At 69.0% G+C, this 9,840-nt stretch carries 12 protein-coding genes and 1 tRNA gene; 9 read left to right on the top strand and 4 right to left on the bottom strand.

The window, feature by feature from the left end; translation table 11 throughout:
• The 5 genes from AC1DW3_RS28850 to AC1DW3_RS28830 form a co-directional block, all read left to right on the top strand.
• The coding region (locus tag AC1DW3_RS28850) for a DUF4384 domain-containing protein (protein ID WP_477937394.1) at positions 1–586 on the top strand (586 nt) is incomplete at its 5' end.
• A 121-nt stretch (positions 587–707) separates the two neighbouring features.
• On the top strand, positions 708–1,232 hold the full coding sequence (locus AC1DW3_RS28845) for a hypothetical protein (RefSeq protein WP_477937392.1): 525 nt from the start codon (positions 708–710) through the stop codon (positions 1,230–1,232).
• A 147-nt stretch (positions 1,233–1,379) separates the two neighbouring features.
• Positions 1,380–1,943: an RNA polymerase sigma factor gene (locus AC1DW3_RS28840; protein WP_477937390.1), complete on the top strand. Its 564-nt coding sequence runs from the start codon at positions 1,380–1,382 to the stop codon at positions 1,941–1,943.
• 110 nt (positions 1,944–2,053) lie between these two features.
• Positions 2,054–2,130, top strand: a tRNA-Met gene (locus tag AC1DW3_RS28835).
• Positions 2,131–2,316: 186 nt separating this feature from the next.
• Positions 2,317–2,769, top strand: coding sequence for a hypothetical protein (locus AC1DW3_RS28830; protein WP_477937388.1), 453 nt, complete (start codon positions 2,317–2,319; stop codon positions 2,767–2,769).
• Positions 2,770–2,859: 90 nt separating this feature from the next.
• Here AC1DW3_RS28830 and AC1DW3_RS28825 read toward each other — a convergent pair whose 3' ends face one another.
• Positions 2,860–3,351 (bottom strand): DUF4224 domain-containing protein, encoded by a 492-nt coding sequence (locus tag AC1DW3_RS28825; RefSeq protein ID WP_477937386.1) that lies wholly within the window; start codon positions 3,349–3,351, stop codon positions 2,860–2,862.
• A gap of 134 nt (positions 3,352–3,485) precedes the next feature.
• Positions 3,486–4,100, bottom strand: coding sequence for a hypothetical protein (locus AC1DW3_RS28820; protein ID WP_477937384.1), 615 nt, complete (start codon positions 4,098–4,100; stop codon positions 3,486–3,488).
• 97 nt (positions 4,101–4,197) lie between these two features.
• Between AC1DW3_RS28820 and AC1DW3_RS28815 the strand changes: the two genes are divergently transcribed.
• Positions 4,198–5,049, top strand: a complete 852-nt coding sequence (locus AC1DW3_RS28815; RefSeq protein WP_477937382.1) for a LysR family transcriptional regulator — start codon at positions 4,198–4,200, stop codon at positions 5,047–5,049.
• Here AC1DW3_RS28815 and AC1DW3_RS28810 read toward each other — a convergent pair.
• Positions 5,046–5,420: a VOC family protein gene (locus tag AC1DW3_RS28810; RefSeq protein ID WP_477937380.1), complete on the bottom strand. Its 375-nt coding sequence runs from the start codon at positions 5,418–5,420 to the stop codon at positions 5,046–5,048. The genes AC1DW3_RS28815 and AC1DW3_RS28810 overlap by 4 nt on opposite strands.
• A gap of 103 nt (positions 5,421–5,523) precedes the next feature.
• Between AC1DW3_RS28810 and AC1DW3_RS28805 the strand changes: the two genes are divergently transcribed.
• The 3 genes from AC1DW3_RS28805 to AC1DW3_RS28795 all read left to right on the top strand — a co-directional run bounded on the left by AC1DW3_RS28805 (position 5,524) and on the right by AC1DW3_RS28795 (position 7,306).
• Positions 5,524–5,997, top strand: a complete 474-nt coding sequence (locus AC1DW3_RS28805) for an Lrp/AsnC family transcriptional regulator (RefSeq protein WP_477937378.1) — start codon at positions 5,524–5,526, stop codon at positions 5,995–5,997.
• An 86-nt stretch (positions 5,998–6,083) separates the two neighbouring features.
• Positions 6,084–6,812, top strand: a complete 729-nt coding sequence (locus AC1DW3_RS28800) for an NIPSNAP family protein (protein ID WP_477937376.1) — start codon at positions 6,084–6,086, stop codon at positions 6,810–6,812.
• Positions 6,813–6,817: 5 nt separating this feature from the next.
• Positions 6,818–7,306, top strand: a complete 489-nt coding sequence (locus tag AC1DW3_RS28795) for a DUF1579 domain-containing protein (protein WP_477937374.1) — start codon at positions 6,818–6,820, stop codon at positions 7,304–7,306.
• On the opposite strand, the gene AC1DW3_RS28790 is transcribed toward AC1DW3_RS28795, so the two are convergent.
• Positions 7,303–9,771 carry a response regulator gene (locus AC1DW3_RS28790; protein WP_477937372.1) on the bottom strand — a complete coding sequence of 823 codons (2,469 nt, stop codon included), beginning with the start codon at positions 9,769–9,771 and terminating at the stop codon, positions 7,303–7,305. The genes AC1DW3_RS28795 and AC1DW3_RS28790 overlap by 4 nt on opposite strands.
• Positions 9,772–9,840 lie beyond the last annotated feature (69 nt).

Genomic DNA, 9,840 nt, shown 5'->3' with positions numbered 1-9,840 from the left:
GGCCGAGCCCGTTGCCGCAGCGCCCGTGGCAGCGCCCGCCCCGGCGCCGGCGCCCGTGCCGGCGGAGCCTGTGGCGCGCGATCTGCCCAGCCAGTTCCGCTCGCTGGTGGCGCGGCACAGCGAGGGCTTCGACGTGCACGCCGAGGCCGAGCGGCCGAAGTTGCGCATCGACCGCGACGAGCTGCGCTTCAGCATCAGCTCGACTCGCGAAGGCTATGTCTATGTGCTGCTGAGCGACCCCGACGGCGGCCTGGTCCAGCTCTATCCCAACGACAAGGCCAAGAACAACCATATCGGTGTGGGCGAGACGATGCGCCTGCCCGGTGCCAACTGGCCGCTCAAGGCCAGCGACCCGCCGGGGCTGGAGCACTTCTTCGTCCTCGTGGCCGCCGAGCCGCGCACCTTCCGCCCCTGGTCGACCGAGAAGGACCCGAGCTATGGCTTCCTGACGCTGCCGGCCCAGGGGCCGGCCGGCGGCGCGGCCGCGGGCTCGCCAAGCTGGCTGCTGGGCCAGCCGGACTGCGGCCATGCCCATTGCGCAGCCGACTACGGCGCCGCGGTCTTCAGCGTCGAAGCCGTCAAATAGCCGGCGCTCGCGGAACCTCGCTGCTGTCGCGGTTACCTATGGAGTGCCGGCAGTCGAGGGCCGGCATTCACCGCCGACTCTGGACCGCGTTCTGAACCCCACCCAAGCCCCGGTCGCCCCTTTGCAGGCGACGCCCCAAGCGCCCCGGCTGGACGCCTTCACGAGCGCCGCGTCCGTCGGTCCTCTGCTGTGGGCCAATCAGGTGGAAGGGCAGCTGGAAGTGCATGGCGGCCCGACGCCGGCGGGCGCGGTCTCGGAAGAGATCGGGCGCCTCTTCGTCGCGGCGCTGCGCGAGCATTTCGGCGAGGCGGCCAGCGCCATCGCCGAGCGGGAATGGCGGCTCAACCAGCGCTCGCGTCGCCTGCTGCAGTCGCGCACCGTGCGGCACGCGGTGGCCTGTGCCGAGTCGGCGCAGAGCCTGCTGATGGCCCAGTGCCATCTGGCGCAGATCGAGTTCTCGGCCGTCATGCTGGGCTGGCGCTTCCGGCGTGTCGCCGAAGGCCTGGGCCTGGATCCAGCCTCGCTTGGCATCGAACGGCGCCAGGCGCTGGACGAGGCCCTGGCCCCGGACTTCCGGCTGCCGCCGGCGGATGCCGACGCGCTCGCCGCGCGGCTGCGGACCCTGCTCAGCCAGGGTTCGCATTGAGTTCGTGATGTAGTTCACGGGCTCAGGGGTAAACCCATGCCCGTAAATGTGGGGTAGGGCGGGTTTGGCTTGTCGCGAGCTTCGGCGTGGCGGCGTCTGATCCAACAAGGCGGCCACTTCGGTCGCTCAACCCGCTCGGAGCCCGCCATGCAGCCCCAGTGCCAACCGATCCGCCACGCCGCAGCAGTCGACCCCAACGTCATCTTCTCGGAGCTGTTCGGCGAACACCGCGACCGTCTCTACCGCTTCGTGCTGCGCCATATCGGCGACAGCACCGAGGCGGAGGAGCTGGCCCAGCAGGCCTTCGTCGAGGCGGCACGCACCTTCGAGCATTTCCGTGGCGAGTCGCAGTTGTCGACCTGGCTCTACGGCATCGCGATGAACCTGGTGCGCAACCACCTGTCGCGGGCGCCGTCGCGGCTCTATCGCTTCGAGGACGAGACGGCGCTGGAGGCCACCCCCTGCCTGCACGCCAACCCCGAGCAGCAATGCCATCTGAACCAGTTGATGGGGTTGCTGCAGACGGAACTGGACGGCCTCATGCCCGAGATGCGCGAGGTGCTGCTGCTCGTCGCCATGGACGACATGAGCTACGAGGACGCCGCCGCCCTGCTGTCCGTGCCCATCGGCACCGTGCGCAGCCGCGTGTCGCGCGCCCGCTCGCACCTGCGCACCCGGCTGCAGGCCCGCGGCGCCCAATTGCCCTTCTGAGCGCGCCTCATCTCATCGCCGACCTGGCGCGCCCGGCCTCGCCACCCAGAACAAAGTCCGCCCGACCTTTGCCGGCAAGCCCAAAACTCGTATATACTGCTAGCTTCAGTCGCGGGGTGGAGCAGTCTGGTAGCTCGTTGGGCTCATAACCCAAAGGTCGTAGGTTCAAATCCTGCCCCCGCAACCAAGAAATAAGGAGTCCTGTGAAGGACTCAGCAAAGCCCGCCAAGTGCGGGCTTTGTCGTTTCTGGGCCTTTTCGCGCGTTTCGGCGACGCCTGCAGGCATCCGCAGGTTTGCGGATTGGCGGAGCGCGGCAGGCATCCAGAATCGTCCCGGTCCGCAGCCTCGCCGACGCGACTCCAGGAACAGCCCATGCTGAACATCGAAACGACGGTCAAGGTGATCTCGCTGGCCATTGCCGTGAGCACATTCGCCTGGGGCGTCTATCAGTTTTCAGTGGGCCAGAAGGCGCAGGCAGAGACGCGGCGTATCGAGGCCAGCAAACCCTTTCTGGAGCACCAGCTCGCCATGTACAAGGAGGCGTCGCGCCTGGCCTCGACCATTGCCACCACGGCGGACGAGAAGAAGAAGGCCGAAGCCCTGGACCGCTACTGGTCGCTGTACTGGGGGGAGCTGGCCCTGGTTGAAGATGCCCGCGTCGAGGGCGCCATGGTCAGGTTCGGTGAAGCCCTGAAGGCCAAGGCAGACGCCAGGACGGTCCAGTTGTTGGCGCTCAATCTGGCGCACGAATGCAGGAATTCCCTGGCCGTTTCATGGGGCGTGCCAGCCTGGGAGAGCCCTCACTGGGTCAAGCCGACGGACTAGCGCACGACGTGAGGGCCGGGGAGCTGAACCTGTCCATTCCGGGGGCTTCGAGCCTCATGTGTCGTGCATCGTCGAATGGTTCAAGCAGCATCAGCCGATGATGGCCAACTGGGCACCGCCACCCACCTTGGCGTGCAGGCGGTCTGCCAGCCATTCGCGCACATGGAAGCGGCTGACGAGCAGCCGGCTGCGCAGCAGCTTGTGCGGGATGCGGTCCGCCTTGAGGGCGTCCAGCTGGCTGCTGAGCGAGCGCCGGCCGGTCAGGTCGCGGAGCTCTTCCGGCGTCAGGAATTCCCGCCATTCCGTACCGCTGGGCTGGGCCCGGCGTTCCCGCTGGGCCGGCTCGGCGGCGGGCAGGGGCGTCGGCGCAGGCGCCGAGGCCGGGCGCGGAACGGCAGGCCGCTTGGCGAACTCGACGATGGTGTGGCTCCAACCGCCCTTGACCTCCTCGCCGCAAAGGATCTCGTAGCGCTTGGCCTGCACTTCGCGGCGGCGCCGGGCCTTCTCCTCGGTGACGCGGGCGTGTTCCACGAACCAGCCCGGCAGGCGGCTGATCAGTTCGGCGGTGCGGCTGGCGGTCATGGCTGTCTCCTGTTGATGGAAGCAGTTTCGGCGCCGGCCGCCGCCGGGAATATCGCTCCGAGGGGGGAGCCGAGGGGATGGCGTGGGGGGGGCACCCACCCCATCTCCCCCGAAAGAGGGATAGGTGCCGGATGTCAGGACCGCCGCGGGCGGCCCTGGTCGCAGACCTGGGCCGGATCGGCCCGCGTGAAGTCGGCCGTCCAGTTCGTCTCCCAGGTCCGGTTGTCATAGGAAAAGGCCTGGGACCAGCGGGCGTGGTCGGGGTCCAGGTTCTCCCAGGTGTAGCGCACCTTGATGGCCTTGTCGCCGTCCAGGTCCTCGGTATAGAACTCGCCGCGCTTGCCGCCGGCAAAGCCGCCGACGACGGGGTTGGGATCGAACTTGCCCGAAGGCGTGGCGACCYAGAAGATGGACCATTGGCGCTTTTGCGTATCGAAGCTGCGCAGCGTCAGGCCGCGGCGGCCCAGCGTCGGCATGTAGAGCTCATCGACGTTGGCGATGCCGTCCAGGTAATGCGTCATGCACAGTCTGGCCGGGAAGGCCTCCCAGTCCTGGCTGCCGACGTTGCGCGCCTTGAGCCGGCGCTGCACGGTGGACCAGGCCCCGGCGAGGAAGTCGAAGTCGTGGGCGTCGCCCTGGCGGGCCGTCGTGTAGCCGGGCGGCGCGGCGGCATCGGCCGCGAGCGAGGGCAGGGCGGCCGCCCAGGCGAGCAGGGCAAGGGCCGTGTTTCGGACGGATGATGGGGTCATGGGAGCTGGTCCTTGGAGTGAACAGCGCCGACTCTAGGAAGCCCCCCGCGTCGCTCAAAACGATGAATGCTGAACCTCACTTGAAGCTGCGCTTCAGATGACTTCGTCTACCTTGCCGCTGGAGTCCTTGCGCGTGCTCGCGGCCTGCGTGCGGCACGGCAATTTCTCGCGCGCCGCCGACGAACTCGCGATCACGCCGACGGCGGTCAGCCAGCGCATGCGCTCGCTGGAGGATCAGCTGGGCGTCAAGCTGTTCGGCCGCCATGGCCCCAGGCTCATCGTGACGGAGCGCGCCGTGGCACTGGCGGCGGGCGTCGAGCAGGCGCTCGCGCTGATGCGCACGGCCGTCGACGACTGCCGGCGTGCCCGGCCGCCATTGCGGCTGACCTGCGCGCCCACCTTTGCCGCCTGCTGGCTGGTGCAGCGGCTGGCCGCCTACCAGGCCCTGCCCGGCGCGGACGCGATTGCGCTGGATGCCGGCCAGGGCCTGTCGCCGGCGGGCAGCTTCGACGTCGCCATCCGCAGCGGCAGCGGCCCCTGGCCCGGCTATCGGGCGACGCGGCTGTTGGCCGAGCAGGGCACGCCCATGCTCAGCCCGCGCCTGCTGGCGGATGGGGCGGGCTGCAGCGTCGACACGCTGCTTGCGCTGCCCTGGATCCCTGATCCGCGCTGGCCGGCCTGGCTGCAGGCGGCGGGCCGGCCGAGCGCCAAGCCGAGCTTTGTCGCGACGCGTTTCCCGAATTACGAGCTGGAGGCGCGTGCCGCCGTGCAGGGCCTGGGGGTGGCCCTGCTGTCACCGCTGCTGTTCGGCGAGCTGTGCGAACGCGGTGAACTGCTGGCGCCTTTCGGCACCGTCGTCGAAGGCCCCGACAGCTACTGGCTGCTGGCGCCGGCCGACGCGCCGGTCTCGCATTTCGAGCGGTGGCTGCGCGCGCAGTTCGAGACCTAGGTCGCGTTCGTCAGCACCTCGATGCGGTGGCCATCGAGATCATGGAACATCGCGCCGAAATAGGTCTCGCTGATGTCGGGCCGCGCGCGCGGCGTGAAGATGTCGCGCGCCTCGGCGGCCAGTGCCGCCTCATGGGTCGCGGCCACGGCACCACGGCCCGGCGCACCCAGCGCGATATGGGCGCCACGCGCCGTGACGGCCTCGTCTTCCGGCACCGGATAGAGGAAGAAGCACCAGCGCTCCGGCGTGCCGAAGGCGGCTTCGCTGCCGGTGTCACGCAGCAGGCCCATGCCCAGCGGTGCGAGCACGCGGCTGTAGAAGGCCACTGAATCGGCATAGCGGCGGGTGCCCAGGGACACATGGTCGATCATCGGGAAGAACTCCTGTTGGGAAGCCGCCCATGCTAGGAAGAGGCGCGCGACGAAATCCGGCAAGATGCGGCGCCCCCTTGCCGTTTGGCCGCAATTTCCGACGATGACCGAGCTGGACCGCTTTGACCGCCAGTTGCTGACCCTGGTGCAGCAGGACGCCGCGCTGACCGCCGAGCAACTGGCCGAACACGTCAGCCTGTCGGCCTCGGCCATCCAGCGCCGGCTGAAGCGCCTGCGCGAGCAGGGCGTCATCGTCAGGCAGATCGCCGTGCTGGACGCGGCGCAGGTCGGACGGCCGACGACCTTCATCGCCGGCCTGCAGGTCGAGAGCGAGCGGCCCGAGCTGATGGCCGGGCTGCGCGCCTGGCTGGATGGCGAGCCCGCCGTGCAGCAGGCCTTCTACGTGACCGGCGAGGCCGATTTCGTCCTCGTCGTCACGGCGACCGACGCGACCGCCTACGAGGCGCTGATGGCGAGGCTGCTGGCCGACAACCCGAATGTGCGCCGCTTCACGACCCAGGTCGCGATGGGCGTGCTCAAGCGTGGCCTGGTGCTGCCCATCCCCGCGGAAGAATGATTTGCGGGCCGTTCAAATACATGCCATGAACTGACATGTATTGCGGCGCAGACTGCACGGACCTTGAACTCCGTGGACTCTGAGCCATGCCTCTCCCTCTCGAAACCACACCGCCCGCCGCGCCGGACTGTCAGGTCGTCGAACTGCGCCAGTACACCCTGCACCCGGGCCAACGCGACACGCTGATCGAGCTCTTCGAGCGTGAATTCGTCGAGCCGCAGGAAGCCGTGGGCATCCGCGTGATCGGCCAGTTCCGCGATCTCGACGGACCTGACCGCTTTGTCTGGCTGCGCGGCTTTGCCGACATGGCCGCGCGAGGCGCCAGCCTGCCAGCCTTCTATGGCGGTCCGGCCTGGGCCCAGCACCGCAACACGGCCAACGCGACCATGATCGATTCCGACAACGTGTTGCTGCTGCGTCCGGCTTGGGGCGGCGCCGCGCTGCCTGAGCCGGACCGGCCCCGTGCGGAACGCGGTGCGACGGCGCTGCCGCCCGGCCTTTTGCTGGCGACGGTCTTCCACCTGAAAGCGCCGGCTGGCGCCGAGTTGCTGGGCCTTGCCCGTGGCGCGCTCAGCGATGCGCTGCGCGCGGCCGGTGCCCGGCAGCTGGCCTGGTATGTCACCGAGGCCACGCCCAACAACTTCCCGCGCCTGCCGGTGCGCGTAGGCGAACACGTGCTGGTCTCTCTGGCCCTGTTCGATGACGCCAGGGCGGCCCTGTCGCGTGACTTCGCCACGTCGCTTCAACCCTGGCTGGCCGGGCCGACCCAGACCCTGCGCCTCGCCCCCACGGCCCGTTCCGCTCTTCACCTCTGAACACCATGAACACGACTTCGACACCGCAGGATTTCGACTTCTTCATCGGCCACTGGAAGGTCAGCCATCGCCGCCTCAAGGAACGCCTGCTCGGCTGCGACGAATGGGAGAGCTTCGAGGGCAGCTGCCGCACGTGGCCCGTGCTCGATGGCCGCGGCAACATCGACGACAACGTGCTGGAGCTGCCTGACGGCACTTACCGCGCTCTGACCATGCGCACCTTCGACCCGGCGAAGAAGCAATGGGCCATCTGGTGGGTGGACGGCCGCAACCCGCACAGTCTGGAACCTCCCGTCGTCGGTGGCTTTGACGACGGCGTCGGCGATTTCTACTGCGACGACGAGTTGCGTGGCCAGCCTATCCGCGTGCGCTACCGCTGGACGAACACCACCACCGGCAGCCCGCACTGGCAACAGGCCTTCTCGGCCGATGGTGGCCAGACCTGGGAGGTCAACTGGGACATGGACTTCGAGCGCCAGCCGGAGCCCACCTAACCCCGTTGTGCGCGGGCGGGCGGTGTCACCCATGCCAGCAGCGTGCGCACCAGCTGGCGCGGGTCGATGGGCTTGCTGACGTGGGCGTTCATGCCGGCGGCCAGACAGTCCTGCACGTCATGCTCCATCGCGCCGGCCGTCATCGCGATGATGGGCAGGCGGGCGTGCTGGGGCATGGCGCGGATCAGCCGCGTCGCCGTCACGCCGTCCATCTCGGGCATCTGCATGTCCATCAGCACGGCGTCGAAGCGCTCGCGCTTGAGCCGCTCGATGGCTTCCAGCCCGTTCTCGGCCACCTCGACTTCCAGCTTCACCAGCTCCAGGAAGGCGCAGGCCACCTGCTGGTTGACCGGGTTGTCCTCGACCAGCAGCACGCGCGCGCCGTGCAGCGGGTGCAGGGTTTCGGCCATGTCGGCCAGGCTGCCGCCTGCCGGGGCCGCGGCAGGCGCCTGCTCCTGGCGCTGCAACTGCATGAGGGCGTCGAACAGCCGCGACGGCGTGACGGGTTTGACGAGGACCTGGGTGTCGGCCCGGCCCTGCAGTTCCTCGGCGACGCGCTCGCTCGCGTGCAGGCTGCCCAAGGCGATGACGGCCGGTGGCGGTGCCCCGCGTTCGATCGCGATACGGCGGGCCATGTCGACGAAGTCCGCGCCCGCCGTCTTCCAGTCCAGCAGCAGCAGCTCATAGGGATGCTGGGGGTCGGCCTGGCGCAGGCGGTGCAGGGCCTCGTCGCCGAAGGAGGCCACCGCGACCTGGAAGCGCCAGCTCTGCAGCATCTGCTGCAGGATGAGGCGTTCGGTGGGCTGGGCGTCGATGACGAGGGTGCGCATGCCGCGGATGCGGTGCAGGTCGATGCGCCCGGTGCCCGGACCGGCTTTGCCGAAGTCGCAGGTGAAGGCGAAGGTGCTGCCCTGGTCCGGCAGGCTGCTGACCTCGAAGCTGCCGTCCATCAGCTCCACCAGCCGCTTGCAGATGGCCAGGCCCAGGCCGGTGCCGCCGTAGCGCCGTGCGATGGACGCGTCGGTCTGGCCGAAGACCTGGAAGAGGCGCCCGACCTGTTCGGGCGTCATGCCGATGCCGGTGTCGCGCACGCTGATGCGCAGCCGCATGCGGCCGTCGTGCTCGCCTATCAGGTCGGCCCGCACGACGATCTCACCGCGCGGCGTGAACTTGATGGCGTTGCCGACGAGGTTGTTCAGCACCTGCGTCAGCCTCAGGCTGTCGCCCACCAGGCGATGGGGCAGGAGTTCGTCGAACTCGAACAGCAGGTCCAGCCCGGCCTCCTCCAGCCGCGCCGAGAACAGGTGGCCGACGTTCTCGATCAGCTCCTCGGGGCTGAACTCCTCGGCCTCCAGCGTGATCTTGTCGGCCTCGATCTTGGAGTAGTCGAGGATGTCGTTGAGCAGGGTCAGCAGGGCCTTGGACGAGGTCTGGACCTTGCCGAGATAGTCGCGCTGGCGCGCGTCCAGCCGGGTCTCCAGCACCAGGTTGGTCAGGCCGATGATGGCGTTCATCGGCGTGCGGATCTCGTGGCTCATGCTGGCCAGGAACAGGCTCTTGGCGGCGTTGGCGGCCTCGGCCTCGTCGCGTGCGATGGCCAGGGCCTCGCCCTGCTGGTGGCCGGCTTCGTAGGCCTTGAACAGGCGCGCATACAGCGTGCTGTTCTCCAGCAGCAGTTCCAGCAGCACGACCGAGCAGGCCAAGAGGCCAAAGATGCGGCCGGCATAGAAGCCCAGGTCGAAGCGCGCCGCGTTCAGCATGGCCGACAGCGCGATGTCGAACAGCCAGGTCAGGCAGACCACCATCAGCCACAGGTCCAGCACGGTGCGCGGCCGCTGGCGCCACAGGGCCAGCAGGGCGACGAGGCTGAAAGCCCAGACGCTGCCGACGGCGATCTGGAAGGAGAGCGAGTAGCGCCCGCCCACGAGCAGGTCGGGCAGCCAGGCGTGGCCCAGCGTCGTCAGCGCGATGCAGCCGGCGCCGGCCAGCAGCGTGAGCGCCGGCCAGGTCAGGGTCGGCATGGCGATGTGCGGCCGATTCTTCAACACGACATAGCCGAGCACGAAGAACGGGAAGCCGCCGTGCCACAGCATGTAGAGCCAGACCGTCGTCTGCGTCGTGGCGCCGAGCAGGCCGCTGGGGCTGAACAGGCCCGGGAAGCTCAGCGCATGCGCCGTCGCCATCGCGGCGGTGAACAGATAGCCGCAGCCCAGCACCATCAGGGCCTGGGAACGCAGGATGCGGTACTGGCCGAACAGCAGCACCGCGGTGATGAGGTCGGTCAGCACCAGGGCCGACTCGTAGATGGGGATGAAGGCCGGCACCGGTGCCAGCTTCAGCTTGGCGAAGGGCACCAGGGCCGCGAACACGGCGACCGACAGGCCGGCGACGATCAGCGCATGGCGGCGCTCGCGCGGGCCGGCCGGCTGGTCCAGCAAGAAGGCCGGGCCGTCCCGTGATGGCACGRCCTCGGAAGGGGCAGCGTTCTCCCGGGGCGGGCTGCTGGCTTGCAAATCGGCTCCCTGCGCGCCGGG

This window comes from Roseateles sp. P2_H4 (assembly GCF_056403315.1).
Note: the sequence above shows the minus strand (reverse complement) of the source record. Positions and strands in the feature narration are given on the sequence as shown.

Excerpts from the sequence above, each read along its gene's own strand:
- AC1DW3_RS28795 (WP_477937374.1), top strand. The coding sequence starts at position 6,818 with ATGAACACGACTTCGACACCGCAGGATTTCGACTTCTTCATCGGCCAC.
- AC1DW3_RS28810 (WP_477937380.1), bottom strand. The coding sequence starts at position 5,420 with ATGATCGACCATGTGTCCCTGGGCACCCGCCGCTATGCCGATTCAGTG.
- AC1DW3_RS28800 (WP_477937376.1), top strand. The coding sequence starts at position 6,084 with ATGCCTCTCCCTCTCGAAACCACACCGCCCGCCGCGCCGGACTGTCAG.
- AC1DW3_RS28840 (WP_477937390.1), top strand. The coding sequence starts at position 1,380 with ATGCAGCCCCAGTGCCAACCGATCCGCCACGCCGCAGCAGTCGACCCC.
- AC1DW3_RS28815 (WP_477937382.1), top strand. The coding sequence starts at position 4,198 with ATGACTTCGTCTACCTTGCCGCTGGAGTCCTTGCGCGTGCTCGCGGCC.
- AC1DW3_RS28805 (WP_477937378.1), top strand. The coding sequence starts at position 5,524 with ATGACCGAGCTGGACCGCTTTGACCGCCAGTTGCTGACCCTGGTGCAG.
- AC1DW3_RS28825 (WP_477937386.1), bottom strand. The coding sequence starts at position 3,351 with ATGACCGCCAGCCGCACCGCCGAACTGATCAGCCGCCTGCCGGGCTGG.
- AC1DW3_RS28830 (WP_477937388.1), top strand. The coding sequence starts at position 2,317 with ATGCTGAACATCGAAACGACGGTCAAGGTGATCTCGCTGGCCATTGCC.